The organism is Leptospira fainei serovar Hurstbridge str. BUT 6, from assembly GCF_000306235.2.
GTDB lineage: Bacteria > Spirochaetota > Leptospiria > Leptospirales > Leptospiraceae > Leptospira_B > Leptospira_B fainei.
Map to the genome: position 1 here is coordinate 275,957 of NZ_AKWZ02000011.1, position 22,188 is coordinate 298,144.

The 22,188-nt window shown below is 45.5% G+C and carries 23 protein-coding genes; 19 read left to right on the plus strand and 4 right to left on the minus strand.

What is annotated here, in order from left to right; genetic code table 11:
- The first annotated feature begins 1 nt into the window (after nt 1).
- From LEP1GSC058_RS18980 to LEP1GSC058_RS19010, 7 genes are all read left to right on the plus strand, one after another.
- Nucleotides 2-928, plus strand: coding sequence for a sensor histidine kinase (locus LEP1GSC058_RS18980; RefSeq protein WP_016551120.1), 927 nt, complete (start codon nt 2-4; stop codon nt 926-928).
- A complete protein-coding gene (locus LEP1GSC058_RS18985; RefSeq protein ID WP_016551093.1) occupies nt 925-1,617 on the plus strand; it encodes a response regulator transcription factor in 693 nt (230 codons plus the stop codon). The genes LEP1GSC058_RS18980 and LEP1GSC058_RS18985 overlap by 4 nt, the downstream gene beginning before the upstream one ends.
- Nucleotides 1,610-2,632: a uroporphyrinogen decarboxylase family protein gene (locus LEP1GSC058_RS18990; RefSeq protein WP_016551352.1), complete on the plus strand. Its 1,023-nt coding sequence runs from the start codon at nt 1,610-1,612 to the stop codon at nt 2,630-2,632. The genes LEP1GSC058_RS18985 and LEP1GSC058_RS18990 overlap by 8 nt, the downstream gene beginning before the upstream one ends.
- Nucleotides 2,629-3,978: an oxygen-independent coproporphyrinogen III oxidase gene (hemN, locus tag LEP1GSC058_RS18995; protein ID WP_016551200.1), complete on the plus strand. Its 1,350-nt coding sequence runs from the start codon at nt 2,629-2,631 to the stop codon at nt 3,976-3,978. The genes LEP1GSC058_RS18990 and hemN overlap by 4 nt, the downstream gene beginning before the upstream one ends.
- A 175-nt stretch (nt 3,979-4,153) precedes the next feature.
- A complete protein-coding gene (locus tag LEP1GSC058_RS19000; protein WP_016551219.1) occupies nt 4,154-5,086 on the plus strand; it encodes an LA_0442/LA_0875 N-terminal domain-containing protein in 933 nt (310 codons plus the stop codon).
- A 101-nt stretch (nt 5,087-5,187) separates the two neighbouring features.
- Entirely contained in the window at nt 5,188-6,474 is a 1,287-nt protein-coding gene (gene hemG / locus LEP1GSC058_RS19005) for a protoporphyrinogen oxidase (protein WP_016551270.1), read from the plus strand.
- A 23-nt stretch (nt 6,475-6,497) separates the two neighbouring features.
- On the plus strand, nt 6,498-6,971 hold the full coding sequence (locus LEP1GSC058_RS19010) for a DUF4870 domain-containing protein (RefSeq protein ID WP_016551316.1): 474 nt from the start codon (nt 6,498-6,500) through the stop codon (nt 6,969-6,971).
- Between the two features lie 26 nt (nt 6,972-6,997).
- Here the strand turns inward: LEP1GSC058_RS19010 and hemH are convergent, their stop codons facing one another.
- Nucleotides 6,998-8,101 (minus strand): ferrochelatase, encoded by a 1,104-nt coding sequence (gene hemH, locus LEP1GSC058_RS19015; RefSeq protein ID WP_016551223.1) that lies wholly within the window; start codon nt 8,099-8,101, stop codon nt 6,998-7,000.
- 13 nt (nt 8,102-8,114) lie between these two features.
- Nucleotides 8,115-9,254, minus strand: a complete 1,140-nt coding sequence (locus LEP1GSC058_RS19020; RefSeq protein ID WP_016551144.1) for a putative porin — start codon at nt 9,252-9,254, stop codon at nt 8,115-8,117.
- A gap of 190 nt (nt 9,255-9,444) precedes the next feature.
- On the opposite strand from LEP1GSC058_RS19020, the gene LEP1GSC058_RS19025 reads away from it, so the two are divergent.
- From LEP1GSC058_RS19025 to LEP1GSC058_RS19035, 3 genes are all read left to right on the plus strand, one after another.
- On the plus strand, nt 9,445-10,371 hold the full coding sequence (locus LEP1GSC058_RS19025) for a ParA family protein (RefSeq protein ID WP_016551226.1): 927 nt from the start codon (nt 9,445-9,447) through the stop codon (nt 10,369-10,371).
- A complete protein-coding gene (locus LEP1GSC058_RS19030) occupies nt 10,355-11,056 on the plus strand; it encodes a ParB/RepB/Spo0J family partition protein (RefSeq protein WP_016551259.1) in 702 nt (233 codons plus the stop codon). Before LEP1GSC058_RS19025 ends, LEP1GSC058_RS19030 begins: the two co-directional genes overlap by 17 nt.
- A gap of 119 nt (nt 11,057-11,175) precedes the next feature.
- On the plus strand, nt 11,176-11,781 hold the full coding sequence (locus LEP1GSC058_RS19035; protein WP_016551129.1) for an NADPH-dependent FMN reductase: 606 nt from the start codon (nt 11,176-11,178) through the stop codon (nt 11,779-11,781).
- Between the two features lie 2 nt (nt 11,782-11,783).
- Here LEP1GSC058_RS19035 and LEP1GSC058_RS19040 read toward each other — a convergent pair whose 3' ends face one another.
- Nucleotides 11,784-12,932 carry an acyltransferase family protein gene (locus tag LEP1GSC058_RS19040; protein WP_016551379.1) on the minus strand — a complete coding sequence of 383 codons (1,149 nt, stop codon included), beginning with the start codon at nt 12,930-12,932 and terminating at the stop codon, nt 11,784-11,786.
- Between the two features lie 75 nt (nt 12,933-13,007).
- Between LEP1GSC058_RS19040 and LEP1GSC058_RS19045 the strand changes: the two genes are divergently transcribed.
- The gene (locus LEP1GSC058_RS19045) at nt 13,008-13,403 is read left to right on the plus strand and encodes a Crp/Fnr family transcriptional regulator (RefSeq protein ID WP_039948831.1); all 396 of its coding nucleotides are present in this window, start codon (nt 13,008-13,010) and stop codon (nt 13,401-13,403) included.
- A 72-nt stretch (nt 13,404-13,475) separates the two neighbouring features.
- Here LEP1GSC058_RS19045 and LEP1GSC058_RS19050 read toward each other — a convergent pair whose 3' ends face one another.
- A complete protein-coding gene (locus tag LEP1GSC058_RS19050; RefSeq protein ID WP_039948875.1) occupies nt 13,476-14,495 on the minus strand; it encodes a GGDEF domain-containing protein in 1,020 nt (339 codons plus the stop codon).
- Nucleotides 14,496-14,641: 146 nt separating this feature from the next.
- Between LEP1GSC058_RS19050 and LEP1GSC058_RS19055 the strand changes: the two genes are divergently transcribed.
- The 8 genes from LEP1GSC058_RS19055 to LEP1GSC058_RS19090 all read left to right on the plus strand — a co-directional run bounded on the left by LEP1GSC058_RS19055 (nt 14,642) and on the right by LEP1GSC058_RS19090 (nt 22,045).
- Entirely contained in the window at nt 14,642-15,406 is a 765-nt protein-coding gene (locus tag LEP1GSC058_RS19055) for an SDR family NAD(P)-dependent oxidoreductase (protein WP_016551356.1), read from the plus strand.
- A gap of 9 nt (nt 15,407-15,415) precedes the next feature.
- Nucleotides 15,416-15,940, plus strand: a complete 525-nt coding sequence (locus tag LEP1GSC058_RS19060; protein WP_016551330.1) for a low molecular weight protein-tyrosine-phosphatase — start codon at nt 15,416-15,418, stop codon at nt 15,938-15,940.
- Nucleotides 15,930-17,234, plus strand: coding sequence for an NAD(P)/FAD-dependent oxidoreductase (locus LEP1GSC058_RS19065; protein ID WP_016551097.1), 1,305 nt, complete (start codon nt 15,930-15,932; stop codon nt 17,232-17,234). Before LEP1GSC058_RS19060 ends, LEP1GSC058_RS19065 begins: the two co-directional genes overlap by 11 nt.
- 58 nt (nt 17,235-17,292) lie before the next feature.
- A complete protein-coding gene (locus LEP1GSC058_RS19070; protein WP_016551183.1) occupies nt 17,293-18,105 on the plus strand; it encodes an SDR family NAD(P)-dependent oxidoreductase in 813 nt (270 codons plus the stop codon).
- An 18-nt stretch (nt 18,106-18,123) separates the two neighbouring features.
- Nucleotides 18,124-18,546 carry an SRPBCC family protein gene (locus LEP1GSC058_RS19075; RefSeq protein WP_016551276.1) on the plus strand — a complete coding sequence of 141 codons (423 nt, stop codon included), beginning with the start codon at nt 18,124-18,126 and terminating at the stop codon, nt 18,544-18,546.
- A 417-nt stretch (nt 18,547-18,963) separates the two neighbouring features.
- Nucleotides 18,964-20,079, plus strand: coding sequence for an alanine dehydrogenase (ald, locus tag LEP1GSC058_RS19080; RefSeq protein ID WP_016551224.1), 1,116 nt, complete (start codon nt 18,964-18,966; stop codon nt 20,077-20,079).
- Between the two features lie 452 nt (nt 20,080-20,531).
- Nucleotides 20,532-20,897 carry a PLU-1-like domain protein gene (locus tag LEP1GSC058_RS19085; RefSeq protein WP_039948876.1) on the plus strand — a complete coding sequence of 122 codons (366 nt, stop codon included), beginning with the start codon at nt 20,532-20,534 and terminating at the stop codon, nt 20,895-20,897.
- 53 nt (nt 20,898-20,950) lie between these two features.
- Nucleotides 20,951-22,045, plus strand: a complete 1,095-nt coding sequence (locus LEP1GSC058_RS19090; protein WP_016551106.1) for a DUF1574 domain-containing protein — start codon at nt 20,951-20,953, stop codon at nt 22,043-22,045.
- The last annotated feature ends 143 nt before the right edge of the window (nt 22,046-22,188 follow it).

Genomic DNA, 22,188 nt, shown 5'->3' on the forward strand with positions numbered 1-22,188 from the left:
TATGCACTCCTTTAAATACAAAAAAGTTCTCCTTCCGCTGGTATGGATAGCGATAACCGTTTCGCTCGGAAGTTGGTGGCTTTTTTTGGGACTTCGTCAAAATCGCATGGCTACGGAATTAGCCTCCATAATCGGCGGTATCGCGGAGCAAGAGGTTCTTGATAAGTTAGAAAGACAAAGCGTTATGATTAAGATGGAGGGGGCATTCTTCCTCTTAATGCTCGTCGCCGGTGGAATTACTTTGGTATGGCTGACGTTTCGAGAAGATAAACGTAATAAACTCATTCAGGATTTTTTTTCCACCGTTACTCACGAAATGAAGACTCCGTTGGCGAGTTTGAGACTGCAGGTAGAAAGTCTTTTGGAGGAAAGCCCTAATCCCTCGACGGATAAACTTCTGTATAGACTTCTTAAGGATTCGGTGCGGATCGAATCTCAAATGACCAAAGCCCTCTATCTTGCCAGTCTGATGCGGTCGGAAGGATTGTATTTGGAAGATACGAATCTTCCGGATTTGGAGGAAAGTTTTAAGGACGACTGGTCGGAATTAACTTTGATAACCGACTGGACTAGCGCGAGTGTTAAGGCGGATCGCAAAGCTTTAGAAAGCGTTTTCAGAAATCTTTTGGAAAATTCCGTTCAGCATGGCAAGGCGACGGAAGTTAAAATATCTACTGAGCCCGCTCCAGGCGGCAGAGTAAAGTTCGCATTCAGAGACAACGGGATCGGTTTCCGCGGGGATCTCCGCACGTTAGGCAGACCGTTTATTCGACATACTTCGACGAGCGGTACCGGAATCGGTTTGTATATCGTTAAAAATCTTATCAAGAAAATGGGCGGTAATTTCGTATTACGCGCCTCCGAATCCGGAGGGTTTCGAGCGGAATGGACCCTTTCCGCTTCTGAAAAAGGAGCAAGGTCGGTATGAAGGCCAAGCTTTTACTGGTGGAGGATGATCGGTCTCTGGGAGAAACTCTCAAAGAGAGGCTGGAGAAGGAAGGATACGAAATGATTTGGACCGTATCCGCGCAATCCGCAAGAGCTTTGGCCCTGGATTCTAAACCGGATTTGATTCTTCTGGATGTAAGATTGCCCGACGGCGACGGATTCGAATTGGCGGCGGAATTACGGACTCGCAAAGATTGTCCTCCTTTTCTATTCTTAACCGCGCATTCGGGCGCCCCGGAGAGATTGCGAGGATTCGAACTCGGAGCCGAGGAGTTTATTCCGAAGCCTTTTCACTTGAAGGAACTTTTAATCCGAGTAAGACACGTATTAGAATCTCATAAACATTCCTTTAAGAAAACTAAATACGTTTACGAAGGATTTATTTTGGATTTTTCAGGGTATTCCATTCATGCTCCTTCGGGCGAGGAAATTCATCTTTCCAAAAGGGATTGCGCATTGTTGAATATGTTGGTTGAAGAGAGACAAAGAACGGTGAGCCGAGACGAGATTTTGGATCGCCTTTGGGGAGAGGAAAAATTCCCCACAAATAGAACGATAGATAATTCCATTGTCCGTCTGCGGCAAGCCTTCGGGGACAAAGGCGAAGAAGCCATTCGATCCGTGAGAGGGGTCGGTTATCAATGGACCGGAGATTTACAGGATGCCTAATCAGAAATTTACGAACGCCCTGCTATGCAAGGCTCAATCAGTTCCTCCGATCTGGATGATGCGCCAGGCCGGTAGATATCATTCTCATTACCAAAATTTACGGAAGAAGCACACTTTCGAGGAGTTGTGTAAAATTCCGGAACTTGCCGCGGAAGTCGCCTATGGCCCGGTCGACGATTTCGGGTTCGATACGGCAATTCTGTTTTCAGATATTCTATTTCCCCTGGAAGCCCTTGGAATGGGTCTAAAGTTTGGAGACGATGGTCCTAAGCTCGGCTGGCAATTGGCCGAGTCGAGCGATTTGGGAAGAATGCATTCTTTGGAACACGCCGTCGATTTTATGAGCTTCCAGAAGAAGGCGGTAGCCTTAACGCGCAAAAGAATTCCCGAAGACCGATCCTTGATCGGGTTTATCGGCGGTCCGTGGACCTTATTCTGTTATGCGACATTAGGGAAACATGATGGAAATTTGATTTTACCCAAAGTTTCGCCATCCCTGAGAGAGGGGTTCTATAAAAAACTTTTACCTCTATTGCGGGAGAATATTCGGCTTCAACTGGAAGGCGGCGCCGAGATCGTCATGATTTTTGATACGGCAGGTGGAGATGCTTCTCCCGGTTTCTTTAAGGAGGCCGTATTTCCGCCCTTGCAGGAGCTGGTGGAGGCGTTTCCAGGAAAGATAGGCTATTATGCGAAGGGAATTCCTTCTCAAAGTTTGAAATCGATTCGTTCTTTAGCCGGTCTTGCGGGCTTCGGAGTGGATCATCGCGTCGAACTAACGGAGCTCTTCGGAAAACAAAATCAGTTTATCCAGGGAAATTTCGATCAGGCGATGCTCTTTTTGGATCCTAACGAATTTCGAAGTTATTTGATGAAATGGCTGGAGCCGTTCTTAAGACTTACGCCCGATCAACGGTCCGGATGGATCTGCGGATTAGGCCACGGAGTTCTTCCTAAAACTCCCGAAGCGAATGTGCGCAATTTTGTAAAAACTGTTAGGGAGGTATTTGCATGAAATCACAATTAAATCTGATAGAAAAATATGATGTTCCCGCTCCGCGTTATACTAGTTATCCGACGGTTCCATATTGGGAGGATAACCCCACACGTTCGGAATGGTTGAAGGCCGTTCGAGATAGAGTTCTTCCTGAAAATTCGTCCGTTGCATTGTACTTACATATTCCCTTTTGCGAAACGTTGTGTTCTTTTTGCGGATGCAATACTTCGATTACTAAAAACCACACTGTGGAAGAACCGTATATCGAGACCCTATTAGCGGAATTTGCGAATTATGTGAAGGCGGTCCCGGAGTTACCGAAGCGCGAATTGAGAGAACTGCATCTCGGAGGAGGCTCTCCCACTTACCTCTCCGAATCCAATTTGAAAGCGCTTCTAACTCCGATTCTGAGCTCTTGGAAAACGGCGGAAAGACCCGAGTTTTCCTTAGAAGTGGATCCTAGAAGAACCAGGTTGACTCAACTAGAAGTCTTAAAGGATTTCGGATTTACGAGAATCAGTTTGGGAGTTCAGGATTTCGATGCCGAAGTCCAAAGATTAGTGAACCGAATCCAACCCTACGAGCTTACTGCCGGCATTACGGATGGAGCTCGAAAATTGGGCTACACGTCGGTAAACTTCGACCTTATCTACGGACTGCCTAAGCAAACTAAAGAAAGTATACGGGATACTATATTAAAAACTTTGCAATTACGTCCGGACAGGATCGCGTTTTACAGTTATGCACATGTCCCTTGGATTAAGGCAGCTCAGAGATTGTTTACCGAGGACGATCTTCCAAAAGGATCGGAAAAAAGAGAGCTCTACGAAATCGGGAGAGAGATGTTCCTAAACGCGGGTTACAAAGAAATAGGTATGGATCATTTTGCGCTCGAAACGGATTCACTGTATGCTGCCTCTTTGGACGGAACTCTTCATCGTAATTTCATGGGGTATACGACTCGCTCTACGGAGCTTCTCTTAGGCATGGGAGTCTCGGCTATTTCGGATAGCTGGGATTGTTTTTATCAGAATGAAAAAATTCTGAAGAAATACCAAAGAAGAATTCAGGAAGACGGCCATGCGCTGCTTAGAGGACATAAGCTGACTTCCGAGGATTTGCGACAACGCGAATTGGTTCTGAAGCTCTCTACGACAGGCAGAGTTGATATTCCCGAGGAGATTTTCGAGGAAGTTAGGCTCTATTTAGCCTCCATGGAGGACGATACTTTAATTAGGTGGGATGGTCATACCCTCGTTCTTACGGATGTCGGTAAGCCTTTTCTTCGAAACGCTTGTACAGGTCTGGACCTGCGATTAAGAAGAAAAAGTCCTGAAAGTAAGGTTTTCTCGCAATCTATTTGAACAAGCGCAGGGACTCGATTGTTTGATAAAATGGCGAGTAAGCGACAAAATAACCGTTTTGGAAATAAATTACTTCTCGTCTAATATTATCGGGGGAACTTCTCAGTTTTTAGGACTCGTTACTAGGAATTGTTAAAGTTATAGAATGGTTTCATCAGCGTTTCGAACAATTACAATGGTTCTCATCCTGTTTATATTACCGGCGGCAATATTTCCGGTGACCATTCTGTTGCGCGAAGGCGGCAAAATAAAAGGCGATCTAGTCACGCAAAATCAATCATCGGTAGTGGTTCAAACCGAATCAGGCAAACGTGCAATCAATAAAAAGTTAATCTTAAAAGTCTTGTATAAGGACGTAAGCGACGACGAGGAAGAAAAGATTCGCGCTTCCGAGGAAAAGAAGATCGCCAATACCAAGCGAGAATTCGTAGAAAAAGAACAAGCTCGGCAGCTACAACAGCAACAGGAAGAAGCGGATCGGCTTAGGCGGGAAGAAGAGCAGCGTAGAGCGGTTCAGGAAGTTCCTAAGCAGGATGCGATAGAACCTGGAAAGGCATTGTTTCGTTCGGCAGTGTTGCCCGGATGGGGACAATTTTATAGCGATCGAAAAGTTTTCGGGGTACTTTGGCCGACTTTAATGGCGGCGGCGGGCTTTGCTTCTTACGATAAGTATAGAGTCTATCGCAATGCGGTTAGAGATTACGGAACATTAGGAAATCCTTATTCTCAGACCGCGATCATAGGAACTGCTTTAGGAGTGAATGCAGTATACCTTCCTCCGACGTCTTCGGACCCGTTGACCCAATACGTTCTGGATCAGAATTACAATCTAATTCGCCAAAAACGGGCGGAGGCCGATCGGGACTTTCAACATTATCAAGAAGCTCTATACGCATTAGGCACCATTTACCTACTTAATTTAGTCGATGCTTATTTCTTTGCCAACTTTGGCAGAAATTTAGTAAAAGTTTCCGACGGCACAAATCCCGGTCTCGTCTTATCGGTGTTACCTTCGAATGTCGGCCAAGCAAATTTAAGCTCCACAGGATCTTCTTCCTCAACTTTTTCGGAAACCAAATATTCGTTCGGTTATAGATTCAGTTTCTAAACAAGAAAACTTGATTTTTCTTATCCCCGAATAAGCTACCTTTCAACTTTTCATTCAGGGTATTTTATTGCCAGAACGATCGGGGGTTCTACGATGTAGCCGTGGCAAAATCCATTCCAGATCGAGTTATTATTGGCGCCGGATTTACAGGCCTCGTCCACGCATTTCTCGCAATCGAGAAAGGAGAATCCGTCCTGGTTTTGGAAAAGAGGGACGGGACCGGCGGTTTAATCCGTTCGGTTCGTACCGAATATGGCATCGTAGAGACGGCTGCAAATGGAATCCTGAATTGTTGGGAATTGGAGAAGCTTGCTTCCCGATTGGGTTTGGACATTCTGCTTCCCGATTCCGCTTCCCGAAGAAGATATATATTTTCCGATGGAAAACCGAGACGGTTGCCGTTGAAGTTGGGCGAGATTATCCGGTTAGTTTACGGTGCGGTCTCAAAACCGTCCAAACCGGAGCCCGGCGAATCCGTGCTCCGTTGGGGAAAGCGGGTATTGGGCGAAGGTGCAGTATCTAAAATCGTCGAACCGGCGTTAGGTGGAATTTACGCCGGAGATTTGGATCTGATGTCCGCCGAGTTTGTTTTCGGTAAATTTCTGCCGGAAGATCAAACTCTCTGGAATAATTTAAGAACATATTCGAAATCCTTAAAGAGTAAACCGAGGCTTGCGCCTGCAAGACGCGGTACGGTTAGTTTTAGGGGCGGAATCGGCACTTTAGTCCGAGCTATGGAAGCCAGAGTGATTCAAGACGGAAAGATTTTGTATAATGAAGATATATCCAGCTTGCGCGAACTTAGGAAGAGATTCCCGGGCGCCAAGATTACGATTGCTACCGGTTTGGCATCTAGTTTGAGAATTTTAAAGAGCGAATTTCCTGAATTGAAAACCTATCAAGGAGTTTTGGAGTTATTGCCGATTGTAAGCGTCACTAGATTCGGCAGAGATTCCGTCTTAAAAGGGAAGAAAGGATTTGGAATACTTTTTCCTAAAGATCATAAATCATTTTCTTCGGAATTAGGGCTGCGGGTCAGGGGAATTTTGTTCAACGATTTTATCTGGCCTAGTCGAGCGGAAAAAGGAATTCACTCCGAAACCTACGTCTACGGCGGAGCCGGAGATCGGGAAATTGCAACTAAGTCGGAGGATGAAATTATTAATATTGTAGAGGACGATAGGAAGAAATTAATTCCTGACAGTCTTGATCCCGTTAATCATTATGTGACGGTATGGAAGGAAGCCTTGCCGGTGTACGGGCCGCAGCTTTATGCATTTAATAAAGATTTGGATAGGATCCTTCCCGCTGATATCAAAGTTGAAGGAAACTTTCGGCAAGGGATCGGCTTAAAGTCCATTTTAGAAAGGGCATTTGCAGGAAATTAAAAGTCTCATAGAAGAGGTGGGCAATGAAATACGAAGACCTAGAAAAACTAAACAGTCTCAAAGAAAAGGGTGCGATCTCTCAGGAAGAATATGAGGCGGAGAAAAAGAAGATTTTAGAGACTCCTTATCCGAAACAGAATGATCGCTTAGGAATGACGGTCAATCAATACTGCATGCTGTTACATTTGTCTTTATATTCCGTATTCGTATTTCCCGTCGTCGGCATGCTGGTGCCGCTCGTTCTGTGGTTGATCGAAAAAGATTCGGACCCGGATGTCGATGCACACGGCCAAATCGTCGTCAATTGGATGATCAGCTCCTTGATCTACGGAATAATTTTCGGAATTCTATGCATCGTTCTGATTGGAATTCCATTTATTCTTCTTTTGGGTGTATGTTATGTTTTGTTCCCGATTATCGGAGCGGTGAAAGCCAATAACGGAATCAAATGGGAATATCCTTTAAGCCTGCGCTTCTTAAAAAAAGAAACGCCTTAATAGCGGAGAATATTTTCGATCGTGAATCAGCGCGCTAAGCAAACCGTCTTTTCGCGCTTAGGGTCGTATCCTCCGCAGAGTCTGCAGAGACATTCACCCGTCCCTCCCCTCTCTACCGCGATTTTAGCTTCGAAGACGAACTTACTTAACGCCTCTAAAAAGGCGGGGTAAATTCCCGGCGCAGGGATTCGATAATATTCCGTCACGCCCAGAGAAAGAGCATGGTCCCTTATTTGGACTCCGATCTCCTCCAGAGTTTCTAGATGGTCGCTGACAAAGCTAATCGGATAGATCGCAATTCTCTTGACATTTTTTGCGGCCAGTTCCGCAATTTTATCCAGGGTGTTCGGGCTCGTCCATTTTGCCGGCCCTACTCTACTTTGAAAAGAAAGATGGATCTTACCGTGAAACCCGTCGGCTCTCAATAGCGATTCTAAATCCGAAACGTTTCGCTTGATTTGTTGAACGTATACGTCTCCTTTTTGGATCAATTTAACGGGAATTCCGTGAGCGCTGAAAATGAGATCCATTTCTTGCCAGTTTTGTACACTTCCGTTTTGCAAGTGAAGAAACGCCTCAGACTTCAGATTTCCTTGGAAGTAATCTAAAATCAGATTCTTTACGGATTCTAGATATTCGGGACGGTTTGAGAACGGCGGCACCCACCCTGGGTGACCGGAAGGACAAAATCCTAATTTTTTCTTTAGCAACATCGCAGTCGAAAGGACCGTCGATCGAGAGTATTGCGGATATAAAGGCAAAATAATAACTCCTTTTCTTGGATCCGTCCAATCTTCTCCCAGATCTCTCAAGTCCGGGAAGCCGCAACTCATCGCGATCCGAACTTCCCATTTTTCTCCGGATTCTTCCAAAAGCTTACGCAATTCTTCGGCTTGTTTTTCCGTTTCGGATACTAAGGGAGATCCTCCCCCAAAGCCCATCGATGCGTATGTCTCGGCCACTTTTTTTGCCCTAGAGACAGCTATTTTCCTGGCCATCCATTTTCTTAAAAACTCCGGGACGGAGAGATCAAAAACGAACGGATCTTCGAAGAGGTCCAGTAGGAATTTTGGAATTTCCGCGGAGCTTCTCGGCCCGCCTAAATTTAAAAGAAGGAGTCTGTTTTTCAAGTGGCCTCTATTGCTATTTTGACGAAATCCATTCCAGGTAGTTCGTAACGGAGAATTCGATATTATACTGTTTCGTATTCAAATAATTTCTATAATGCCCTGCCGCGTTTGACAAAACATCATTCGAACTGATGCCTCCTCTGGTCTGAAAACTGCCCGATCCATATAGCCTATTTTCTGTCAATCGCAGGAAGAATAGCCATGAATCCAGGATCATCCCTCCTCCTATATTCGCTTCTATTCCGTAGCCAGCCGCATCTCCTATAAAATTCAAGCTCCGTTGATAATGATAATCTCTGAAATGGGAATACCATGTGCTCCCCATGAACGCTCCTTCGAACATCCATCGGCCGTCGGAATATCTATACCCGATTCCTACCGGAAGTTCCCACGTAGTATTGGTAAAGCTCAGCCCCATTCCGATAGGTCCGTAAAAGATGGGGTCGGATGCGATCCATTGGTTCACATCGTAAAGATAATATTTAAAATAAGTATAATGAATTCCGCCCGTCACGAAAAGGCCTTGGCCGTTTTTGCGCGCGTCGGGATCGCTGGATCCTAAATATCTTCGGACGGATAAGCTAAGCCTATCCTGTTTCATTTTCAATTTTCCCCTTCCGTCGGCAAAATTCTTCGAACCGCTGAACGTATAGGGTGTATCGTAAAAACTCCATTCCCGGAATCCGAACTTATCTCCCCTTTCGATGGAAAAATCAGCCAGGGCAAAATCTTCGTCCTTGCCCTGCCCTACTCTTTGGTATCGTCCGTTACTTCTGTATCCGAAGTCGAGTTCCCATTTTTGCCACCAATGTCTAAGTTCGATTCCTCCATAGGCAAAATTTCGATTATACGAGATTCTAGATCCGGCCTTTGCCCCCGAAAGATTCGGATATTTTGTACCGGATTCGAAGATATGCTCTCCTCCGTTTTCGCCCATTAGCAGGGTCGCGGAAGATCTCGCCCAAAAAGTTTGCCAAAATCCGGTTTTCCGGGACTCGGCCTGTTCATTTTGCGAGGGGACTCCGATGCCGGAATTTTCCTTAGCTGGAATTGAATCTTTTTTTTCGATTTTTTGTGAGTATATCGATGAAGTGGGGACAGGGAATATCGAAAGGAATAAGAGTGCGGCTATCGAAAGGTATTGTTTTTTCATTTGGTGTCCGGATCCGGGGAGGGTGAAACGATTTCACCCCGGTTTCGAACCCGGGAAATGGAAATACTAGGATCCTCCCCTCCCCGCCCTTGAGCAATCTCGTTTTTTCGGGCGTAAAGCGATAATGAGACATAGGTTTAGTTGACAAAACAGGTCGAAAGGGGGAACAAGAAGCAAAGGTTTCAATCGAATGAAAGCGAGGACGTTGGAAATTCATGAGATTCTTTCGGAATACGCGTTAAGCTCCGAAGAAGAGTTTCGAAAAAAAGCCGAAGCTTGGGGGATCCCCGTTCAAGGAAAAGGGAAATACAAGGAAGAAGTGTTGGATAAATACTTTCGCAAGAAAAAAACAAAAGGTTTTGAATCGGTGGTGATTGCTGTTTCCAATCAGAAAGGCGGAGAAGGCAAAACCACCGTATCTATTTGTCTCGCGGAAGCTTTGGCGAAGTCCGGGCGTCCGGTGCTTTTGATAGATTGGGATGCCCAGGCAAATATAACTCAATTATATGCCGGCCAAGTCGAAAAGTCGATATTTCATACCTTGGGCTATAGGGGTGATGAAACTGTTTCGATGTCGGAGATTATCGTAAATCTCGCGCCGAATTTGGATTTAGTTCCGTCTTCCATTCATCTTGCAAATTTCACGACGCCGTATGAAAGAGATGATTTCGAATTGTTGAAGGACGCGCTTTTACCTGTTCGATCCTCTTATGAATATATTATAATAGATTGCCCTCCGTCTCTCGGACTGATTTTAGAAAACGCTTTGATCGCCTCCGATCTTGTACTCGTTCCGATTCAAACCCGGGCGTTTAGTGTGCAAGGTCTAAAGGATCTTCATGGAACCATCGAAAAAATTCGTAAGAAAGCAAATCCTGATTTGGGACTGTTAGGCGCGGTATTGAATCAATACGAAGATTCGAGGGCTTTGTCCGGATTGGCGGACGCCATTCGGAAATATTTTCCCGTATTCGATTCGGTGGTTTACCGTCGGGAAGCTATTCCGCAATCACAGGCTAAAAGAAAATTGTTATCGGAATACGATCCCAAGGCGATGCAGATGTTTTCGGCTTTAGCCGAAGAGGTGGTAAGGAGGGCGAATGGCAAAGAGAGCTGATTTTGCTGGGATGGATCTATTGACCGCGTTCGGCGGGGAAGATTCTTCTCGAAAAGAGATCACGATTCAGGACATTCTTCCTAACCCGGAGCAGCCGCGAGTTTTCGGGAGAGAAGAAGTCGGCGATTTGACCGAATCGATGCGAAGGCTGGGATTAATCGAGCCGATCGTGGTTAGAAAAGTCGGTAAGAAGTTTCAGATAGTCGCGGGAGAAAGGCGCTATCAGGCCGCCAAATCCTTGGGCTGGAAATCCATCGCCGCGGTGGAAACGGACGCGTCGGAAGATCGATGCTACGAAATGGCCCTAGCGGAGAACGAAAAACGTAAAAGTTTGAATCCCTGGGAAGTCGGACGAGCGATTCAATATCTCCGAAAAGAAAAAAAGAAAACCGCGGATGAAGTCGCAAAATTACTCGGCTACACGGAGCGGTATGTCAAGCAATTGAGTTCCATCGCTAGATTGGACCAGAAATCCGTAGGCGACCTGCTGCGAAGCGGGAAGGACGCCTCGGTAAAGAATCTGGAAAGCCTGTTAAAGCGCAAGGAAGGCAGAGGGGGTGAAATGATTTCACCCCGGAAAACCGTCGAGAAAGTAACCTTGGATTTGAAATCCCTTCCCGTCAAAACTCGCGATTCTTTTTTGCGGGACCTCGCGGTTTTAAAGAAGAAATACGGACTAAATTGAAGGGATGTATTTTCAGTTTTGACGGTTTTTGCCCTCGGCAGAATAAATTTTCTAATTGGATAAATTGCGGGACAAAAAAGCATTCCCACTAAAGCGGACTCCGTTCGCTTAGGGACGAAATGAAAATAGGAATTATCGTAGGATCGCATCGAAAAGAATCTCAATCCGCAAAAGTGGGAGGATTTCTTGCTTTGAAGTTAAAGGAGATGTCGGTTCAAACTTGGATTTTCGATTTAGGGAAAACGAGGTTGCCGATTTGGGATGAAAGTTTTTGGGATGGCGGCCTGGAATGGGATTCTCTCTGGAAACCGATCGATACGGAACTTAGAAGCTGCGACGGCTTTGTAGTAGTTACTCCCGAGTATGCCGGGATGGCGAGTCCCGCTCTGAAGAATTTCTTTTTATACGCCGGGTTGCCCCAGCTTGGTCATAAGCCCGCGTTACTCGCCGGTGTTTCTGCCGGTCGAGGAGGAGCTTTTCCGGTGGATGAGCTTCGCTCAAGCAGTTACAAGAATAGCAAACTTTGCTATATCCCGGAACAATTGCTCTTTCGGGACGCCGAACACCTAATCAATCCTGGCGACCCTATTTCCCAAGAAGATTCGTATATACGTGAAAGAAGCGTTTTTGCGCTTAAGGTTCTTATCGCGTATTCGGAAGCCCTTTCCGAAGTCAGGGAATCGGGGGTCACGGAGGATCCTCGATTCAAAAACGGGATGTCTTGATATTAGTCCGGCGTTTGGGGTTTTTTAAAGAGACGTAATATCCTGGCTCCGCCATCCCAGATCAACCAGGGGAGCGCTAGATTTACTGCCCATGTGAAGAAGTAAAATGGGACTTGGATCCACCAAGGATCAAACGGATTTTGGGAATGAAAAAAATGAATTACGATCGGATGCAATAGGAAGATTCCTAGACTTCCTTTTCCTAAAGAGCAAAGAATGCGATAGGGGAGGGGAGGCGTTCCTTTCGCTTCGATATGATTCCCCCAATGAAATAAAATCAAAAACATTCCTAACGGATAAAAAATCAGATGATTTGAGACTTCAAAATCAAACTTGAAGGTTAATATAATGCTGACCAAGGCATAAACGAGCAAAAGGGCACCGAGCAATTTCCAAAACGGGTTCCCTTTCGGAATATTCCCGAGTATGGTTTCCAGTAGAGACGGGTGACGAAATTTCGCCGCGGAAAGAATTCCCGCCATAAAAAAGAATATAAAATGAGTCAATAAAACTGGCTCCCAGGTTTTAAATCCCAAGTCGACATAATCGAAAATATGATTGGAGATTATGTTAATCGTTAGCGAGACAGTGAAAAGAATCGCCCAAGGAATTTTATGAAGGGACCGGAGGATGAAAGGAAAGAATACGTAGGCTTGTATCATCAAGGGAACGAAATAAAACGGGGCGAACAAGGACCCTTTCAAGTAGGCTAAAATCCATTGCCGCCAATCGGGGGGGAGCCCGAATTTTACGGTCGCTCCGACGAGGAATACACAGGTGTAGGGTAAGACTAACCCCGAAAACTTGGGTTTCCAGTAAGAGGAAGGACTCGAGTACGAGAGGTAGATTCCCGATGATATTAGAAAGGCGGGAACGGAAAACCGAGCTAGATTGGACACAGACAAAGCCCAAGTCGAAAAAGGTTCATTCGGTCCGAAAAACTTGTAATAAGAAGCTAGATGGATGGCGACAATTCCGGAAATGGAAATTCCACGGATAAAATCGACGACCGCACTCCTGGCTTTCGGTTTGGCATGAGGTTGGTTAGCGCGGTGGTCGAATAGGGAACGAAAAGAAGGAATAAAAAGGAGAAGGATCGCTAGGAATAGCAATCCGACGCCTTCTAAGCTTGAGGAAAGGATAGAATTCATCGAAACGAATAGTCTATTCTATTAGAGAGTTGGCAAGCTAGATCGAAAAAGTTAGGGAGAGAAAGCAGGAATAGAATGAATAAAATTGCCGTGCAAGCAGGACAAGTGATCTTTCGAGAAGGAGATAATAACAATACGATGTATATCGTACTCTCCGGTACGGTAGAAATTTTCTTTACGCACAAAAACACCGCCACGCGGCTCGCGCTAATGAAAAAGGGGGACTTCTTCGGGGAAATGGCCTTGTTCAGGGCTAAGCCTCGGACAGCCACTGCAAGAGCCGTTTTGGCCACCGAGCTCGCCGCAATCGAGAGTAAGCAGCAATTGGAAAAGTATCTTCTTTCAAACCCGGAATTTGCCGCTAAAATGGTACGTATTTTGGCGGATCGCCTTGCGAATACGAACGAACTTTTAATCTCGAAGTTAAACGAAATTACTACGAAAGAAATAGAATATCAGATTCAGGATTGAAGAATCTATTAGAGGACTTTCTTCTTTGAATAGTCGGACGTTTAGCCGCCTAACTATAATTAATCGAATTTTCTAATAGGTGATCCGGTCTTTTCCGGCAGCCTTTGCTTCGTACAACCGAGAATCGGCAATTGAATAAAGCCGACTGCTTTCTTCCGTATCTGCAGGGTATTCCGACAGGCCCCCGGAAACGGTGACTTCTATTCCGAAGTCGTTTTTGGAAGAATTTCGAAGATAGGTTCTGAATCTCTCGATCGCAACGCTGGAGTTTTCTCGAGTCGTTTCCGGAAGGATAACGGCAAACTCCTCTCCTCCAACCCTACAGCTGATATCCTCCGTTCGAAAAGAATACATAAGGGTTCCGGCCACAAGCTTTAAGATATCGTCGCCGAATGCATGGCCCTTCGAGTCGTTGATTTTTTTAAAATCATCAAGATCGAAGAGAAAAAGACAAAAGCTACGTTTGTATCGCTTGCTTCGAGTTATCTCTTTATTTAGGACAAGATTAAAATAACGTCTATTATAGATGCCTGTGCCTTCGTCGATGACCGCGTTTAGGATAATCTCCTCGAACGAATACATGTCCACGATTTTGGGGTTCTCAATGAGACGATTCTTGAGATAAATGTAATCGAGCAACGCCACAATGAAATTCATACTTCGCCCTAATTTGAGGCTGATATCTTCCGCATGGGAATAAATTTCCTTCCATAACGTGCGGGCTTCCGATTCGGGTAGATCTAGGTTCGCGACGATTCGGAAAAAATCCGAATAGAAGTAATCGTGCTTCCTTCCCATTTCCTCGAATTTACTCGCCAATCCGGATAATGGCGTCTGTTTATCGTTTACGATTTCTAGAATAGCCGATTTGCGTTCCGAAGACAACTGGCCGAGACCTTTAAATCGATCCCGCATTTCTAAAAGTTCGGTCCTTGCCAGACTAGCCGCGTTTTCCTGAGCGTTTAGAATATTCTCGGCTTCCTTGAGCTCTTGCTCTCCGAGCTTGGAGATTCGTTCGTACAATTCTACAAGCTTTTTGAGTCTTTCGATCTCTTGGTCTTTCGAGTTCATTTCATCTTCTGGATTTCGCATTTTCGATACGGAACCGACCCTTGTTTTGTCCCAAACATCGGGCAGAGCATTATGCCTATTTTTTCCGGGGTATTTTACTGGTAAAATAATTCCTTTCCTGTCTAGCTGGTAAACCAATTAAATGAAGAAAAAGGGCGTTTCTAAAAATGTCAGAAAGCCGTGTTCATAAAAAAGTTATTATTACCGGGGCCAGTTCCGGTATCGGGAGGGAATTAGCCCTCCTCTACGGAAAGTCAGGTTGTGATTTAGCCGTAACTTCCCGCAGAAAAAAAGCCTTAGACGATCTCGCCAAGGAAATCAAGGCATTCGGGTCCGGCGGCAAAGTCATAGTGAAGGCGCTTGACGTGTCGGACTCGGAGCAAAATTTCAAGGTCTTGCCGACTTTAGTCAAAGAGTTGGGCGGCGTAGATCTTTTTATCGCTAATGCAGGCATTTCCACTACATCTTCCTTCGGCGAGAAAAGCTTCCAAGCGGACAAGAAAGTCATCGAAACGAATCTAATCGGCATGATGGCCGGTGTTTCCGCGTTGATGGGTTTTTTCAAAAAACAAAAGAGCGGTCGGATCGTAGGGATTTCGTCGGTTGCGTCCTTCCGGGGATTGCCCGGGTCGTCCAGCTATTGCGCATCCAAGGCGGCAGTGTCCACTTATTTGGAAGCGTTGCGCGGTGAAGTGAGAAATTACGGAATCAAAGTGACAGTGATTCATCCGGGCTTTATCGATACGCCCATCAATCAACAAATGGAATCTAGACCTTTCGTAATTCCCGTTTCGGTCGGTGCGCAAAAAATTTATAATAGAATCGAGTCAGGTGCCCGTTCCGCAACGGTGCCTTGGTTCCCGTGGGTGTTCGTGGGTGCGTTGATGAGGATTGTGCCCGAATTTCTCTGGGAGAAAATCGGATCTAAATAGGGGAGCGCGATGCCGTTTTCGGAAGAACAGGGCTTTGAAAATAAGATTCGGGTTTTATTCGTATGTCTCGGGAATATTTGTCGTTCTCCAGCTGCCGAAGGGGCGTTTCAGGATTTGGTCCAAAGAAGGGGAATCGAGCGACTCTTTGAAATCGATTCCTGCGGGACCTCGCAATATCATATAGGCGAATTACCGGATTTGAGAACTCGCCAGACCGCAAGGAAACGAGGAATTGAGCTCACACATCGAGCGAGGCAGTTTAAGAAATCCGATTTCGAGGATTTCGATTTTGTCTTAGCGATGGATCGCTCTAATCTGCGCGACTTATTAAGTTTAACCTCCGGAGAAGAAGAAAGGAAGAAAGTTCATCTTTTTCGTAAATTTCAAAAAGGCGAAGTAAAGGACCATGAAGTGCCGGATCCATATTATGGAACTTTAAAAGACTTCGAAGAGGTCTTGAATATCGTTTCGGAAGCCTCCGAAGGGTTTCTGGAATTTATCCTGAATAAAAACGGAGCGAGGAATGCCCAATAACAAAAAGATAAAAAAGAAAGTAGTGGTAATCGGCGCCGGATTCGGGGGATTGCAGGCGATAAAAAAACTCTCCAAAGATGAAAATCTAGACATCACCGTAATTGATAAAAAAAACCATCATTTATTCCAACCTTTGCTTTATCAAGTTGCGACCGCAGTTTTAAGTCCTGCGGATATTGCGATTCCCACCCGCTCCCTGGTCGGCGATAACGAAAACGTCACCGTTTATCTAGGAGAAGTCGACAGAATCGATATTAAAGAACGGAAAGTTTATTTCCAAGATCATTCGGAGGATTATGATTTTCTAATCCTCGCCGCCGGCGCTCGCACTAGCTACTTCGGAAACGATCATTGGAAAAGATACACCACCGGCTTAAAAAGTTTAAAGGACGCGCTTGAGATCCGGACGAAATTGCTTCTTTCCTTCGAGCGTGCGGAATTGGAAGAAGATAAGGAGATTGCCAAGTCCCTACTCAATTACGTAATCATCGGCGGCGGCCCGACAGGGGTGGAGCTCGCCGGATCCATCGCCGAACTATCTCACGAGATCGTACGGAACGAGTTTCATAGGATAGACCCGGCCTTATCTAAAATTACTTTAATCGAAGCTTCTCCACGATTATTGATGGCGTTCCATCCGAATCTGAGCGAGTTCGCTAAAACCCGTTTAGAAAAGAGAGGAGTCGAAGTTCTAATCGGAACAAAGGTAATCAATATCGATGAGGAGGGCGTACATTTAGACGGGCGCACGATTCGCTGCTCGAATATCATTTGGGCCGCCGGGGTGCAGGCAAACGCGATCAGTCAAGCGTTGGGTGTTCCGCTGGATCGGACCGGGCGCGTAATGGTCGATGAATTCTGTAATATCGAAGGCCATCCGGAAGTGTTCGTGATCGGTGATATCGCCAACTTTACCAAAAATTTGGAACGGCCTTTGCCGGGAGTCTCTCCCGTCGCGATGCAGCAAGGACGTTATGTGGCGTCTTTGATTTTTGGGGATCTGAAAGGAAAGAAGAGATCCGCCTTTAAATATGTTGATAAGGGAAGTATGGCCACAATCGGCAGGCAGGATGCGGTCGCGCAAGTCGGGCTTTGGAGAATGAAAGGGTTTTTCGGATGGGCTGCTTGGTTATTCGTGCATTTGTTTTATCAGGTCGGCTTTAAAAATAAGGTCTCGATATTAATTACTTGGTTTTGGTCCTATCTCACTTTCCGAGCGGAAGCTCGACTGATCCAAGACGAAGTAGGATCGGACGGAATTCCTAACCCTACTGCGAAAGAGAAGAGATCGTAACGAATCGAGTGAGAAAAAATCCTTGAATCTACCTTTGACCGTGGAAAGATAAACGCCAATGCAGATGGATGCCTGGAAAGGCAAAACAATCGTAATTACGGGAGGATCTTCGGGGATCGGAGCTTCTCTCCTGGAATTGCTATCGAAGATTCCATGCAAAATCATTAATCTTTCGCGCACCGAGCCTGAATTGATCAAAAAGGTCGCAAAAGGTCACGAACATCGTATAGCGGAACTCTTTCACATTTCTACGGATCTTAGTTCCGAAAAAGAAATCAATAAAGCGGCGAGTAAGCTTGCAAAGATAACCGACGGAATCGACGTCCTATTTAATAATGCGGGCATAACCGCTCATTCGCGGTTTGATCAAACTCAAATGGAAGCGTTTCGTAAAGCTTTCGAAGTGAATTTTTTCGGACCCGTCCTCTTGACTCTTCGACTGTTGCCTTATATTAAAAAGAAGAAAGGAACGGTACTTGCCACATCTACGGTTAGCGGCCTATACGGTATTCCGGGAAGGAGCGCATATTCCTCTTCCAAAGCGGCGTTGCACGCAGTGATGGAATCGGCTCGGATCGAATTAGAGGAGGAAGGATTACGGTTTATCATTTTCTGTCCTCCTTATACTAAAACGAATTTAAGAGCGAACGGTTTGGACGGAGACGGAAATCGTTTGGGCGAATCCCATTACCAAGGAAAAAGCAAATCTCCGGCCGAAGTCGCACGTAAGATGATCTCTGCGGTGGAAAATCCGAAATCGAAGTTGGTGATTATGGATAGAAGCGGATTTTTTTTAAAGTGGATGAGAAATATCTCGCCCGCTTTCTTGGAGAAAGTGTTGTTTAAGAAGTTATATAAAGATTTCCATTGAAGGAAACCCCTTTTGAGTATGGACACAAGAAGCATAATTAAGGAATTTCGATACGAATATCCTTTGGAAAAAGTATGGAGCGCCGTCACGGTGAACGAGGAACTCATTCATTGGCTCGCGGATAAGGTGACTGGCCGGCCCAAGATAGGCGCTACTTTTTCTTGGACTTGGAATCTAGGTCCGGAAGGAGAGCTAACATCCAAGGGAATATACAAGAAAATCGTTCCGTTCCAAGAATTGGTTTTGGAATGGCAGGATCATCCCGCCGGCGCGATCGAGCTGAAATTGGAATTTGAGCGAGACGGAGATGAGGCAACGATTCTTCGCTTAACGAATTCCGGATATCCTGCGGGGGAAAAATTCGAACATTGGATTGAAGCGGCCTCCGAAGGATGGGACGAGGAAAGTATGCATTTACTGGAGTACTTGAGCCGTAATTGAATGCCGGAGATATTGCTCCGGGGCCTCCGATCGATTTTGGCTCGACGGGTTTTACGCTTCGGAAAATCCGTCGAATTAACGAGAACTATTAATAACAACGTTTCAAAGCCGGTATTCTGAATCGGGATACGCAGGAGCGATTTCTATCGAATAATACTCCGCATCAATTCCGTTTAATTTCTACTAAATTTACTATAGGGATTCCGTTCTTTCCTATTTCGGAAATTCGATTTGTTTCTAACCTATCGATCGGAAGGATTCGCGGTCCATCATTGTGTTCGTAGTTCGAACGAACAAGGGAAATTCGATAAGTTCGATCCTCAATTCGCAGTTAACAGTGATTGCAATAAATTATTCGCTTATTACATTTTGTTCTACGATTAAAAATTTTCTAATAAAGATGGATTTCCGTTCAGTATGAAGATAGGAATTTTGAAAGAACTCAAAGTCGCAGAAAATCGAGTCTGTATGACACCCGCCGGCGCGGAGATCTTAAGGCATAACGGTCACGAGGTACTCGTGGAGGAAGGAGCCGGACAGAAAAGCGGCTTTACGGATCTGGAATATTCCGAGCACGGATCGAAAATCGCGAAAAAGCGGGAGGAGATTTTTAAAGAAGCGGATATTTTATTGCATGTGAAGGAGCCGCAGCCTTCCGAATACGACCTGATCCGAAAGGATCAAATATTATTTACGTTTTTGCATTTGGCCGCTTCGGAAGAACTTACAAAGGCGCTCATCAAAACTAAGTCGATCTGCTTCGCTTATGAAACGGTTCAAAAGACGGACGGTTCCCTACCTTTGCTGACCCCGATGAGCGAAATCGCCGGAAGGATGGCGGCTCAAGAGGGTGCGAAATATTTGGAAATGACTTATGGAGGAAACGGAGTTCTTCTTGGAGGAGTCCCGGGTGTGGAACCGGGAGTAGTGGTCATCATCGGTGCGGGAGTCGTCGGAACCAATGCGGCCAAGATTGCTGCAGGATTGGGAGCGAGAGTTTATATCTTGGATACTAACGTAGAGAGATTGCGTCATTTATCCGAAATCATGCCGAAGAATTGTATCACGGTAAAATCGACTCCCTCGGAAATTCGAAAGTTGATTCGAATCGCGGACGTGGTTATCGGAGCCGTTCTATTACCCGGCGCTAAGGCTCCTAGGTTGATCACGAAAGATATGCTTTCGACGATGAAAGCAGGAGCCGTGCTTTTGGATGTTTCCATAGACCAAGGCGGGTGTTTTGAAACCTCGAAGCCGACCACTCACGAGAACCCGACTTATATAATCGATTCCATCGTTCATTACTCCGTGGCGAACATGCCCGGCGCGGTTCCAAAAACTTCCACATTGGCTCTCACGAATGCGACACTCCCATACATATTAGAAATTGCGAATAAAGGATGGAGACGAGCGGTCCTTGAAAATCACGAAATATCGCTCGGAGCGAATATCATTCAAGGAAATATCACGTACAAAGCGGTTTCGGAAGCGTTCGGAATGGATTATGTTTCTGCAGAGTCGATGGCAAAATAGCCGAATAATAGTTACGATTTGCCGGCCGCATTTTTGAAACGGTTACACTCGATTCCGTCCGTCTATTTCGATAAAATGGTTCGGACATTTAACCTTGTTTGCTCCGCGGCAACGATGTGTAGGGCGGGAACCGGTCGCGGCGCGTTGCCGAAATAATTACCCTGTTTTAAGAAAAAAACGCGCTGGGACCGAAGCGAAGCGGAGCCCGAAACAGCGTGACCCGAGCTTGCGAGGGGGCCGCCCAAATTCAAAACAAAACGGTTTCGGATTTCCCGGCAAGTTCTCCTTTTTCGATCGGAGCAAAAAAGCGATTGATGCCTTGACCCCCTAAAAAAAAATGACAATTGAACCTGTTGTGAACAGGGTTTCGCGGTTCTCTCCAATCGATCTCAGGGTTTTGCCCCGTCTTAGGAAAGTCCGCGAAGGATTTCTTTTCTGAGGTGGTAGTGCCGGTGGAATATCAAGATTTAGACTCTTATTTTCAAAGTCTGACTGACATAACGGACACGATCGCTATCCTGAACTCCCCCTACGACTCCGACTTCGATGCCGACATCAATCGCATGGAAGATTTTTTCAAAGATATCCAATCCAAGGATTGGTTGTCCCAGGAGAGGGAACACTTTAATCTATTTGCGAGTCATTTCTCTTTTCACATTAAGATCGTGGAAGAGATCATTCGCGAAGCCAGAGAAATTCTGGATCCGGAGAGAAGAGTGTACGTTAAGCGTTTGGTTTCCTACCAAAAGAACGCTCAGGATTGGCTGGCCGATATTCAAAAACGTAGAAAGTCGTCCGAGACTCTTGCTACGGCTTAATCGACTTCCCGTTTAGGATTGACATCCCGGCTTGACCGGGGAGTCTTGAGTTCGTGTCCGAGCGGAAAATTGAATCCGAGGAAATTCAGAATTTCCTCACGAAACCGTATCTATTCTATCCCGTACTCCTTTTTTTATTCGTATTCTTAGTGGATAAGCTTTTCTTTTTGGAAAAGGTTCGAGACTACTTAAAAACCGAATTCACATACATTTACTACGACGTTAAGCAGGATCTGTTAAAAGAACTGATTCGCGAATACGGGAGCGGGGCCCGGGAAAAACCCAAGAAGAAATTAGTCGTGCTGATGGGTTCATCCCGGATGCTTTATTTTAAGAACCAGGAAATTTTGGATTTTTATCCGGACTGGGACGTTTACAATTTTTCTTCGGCGGTCACAACTCCGGCCTATTATCTTTATTTTTTGGAGAGAATGACGGAGGGGGGCGTTAAACCGGACCTCTTGGTTATGGAAGCGGACCCTTTCCAATTCAATGCGAATAGCACGACCTTTAAAAAATCCAATCTTGCCAATAGTTTCGATCTGAGATTTATTCTTTCTCACGCTTGGGATCTCGGTCGGGAAAACGTAAATTACTATCTCGGAAATACTCTCTTCGGAGTGAGCAAAAACAAGCCGTATCTTTCCAACGTAGTGAATCGACTCACGAATCAAAAGTTCGAGATGGCGGAACTCATTAAAAAAATGACGATCGATTCCTTATACAAGGATAAGGGTAATGCCTTCGCCCCTGCCGGCGCGTTCGTGGAACGCGATTTCGGAAAATTGGAGGATAGCTCCATTCGTACGATCGGCTGGATTTACCCCAAGTATGCTCCTTCCGAAATGCAATTTAAGTTTTACGAAGATATTCTTTCTCTCGTAAAAGAAAACCGGATACCTACGCTCGTCGTTCGTCCCGAAGTATCCCTTCCTCTGGAAAAACTTTTGGCTGAATTAAAAATTCCCGCTCCGTGGTGGGAGAGAATTCTGCCGATCAACGCTTCCTACGGGATTCCATTTCTGGATATGGCCGAGGCAAAGGATTATGATTGTAATGCGTTTGCGGACAGCGGTCATATGGCCGTCGATTGCTATCGTCCCTTTTTGAGATTTATCCGACTTCACGATCCTGATTCATCACAATAAATTCTTTCCTCTCTTTTGCATTTCTCATCGAGTCGATTCTTTCTTTGTTGGAGTTCCCGCAAGTCGGAAGGTTCGAAAAATTCTTGCGAAGAGGCCGATTTTGTGAAATACGGCAATTCCACCGCTTCGCTCCGGCCCCCGCC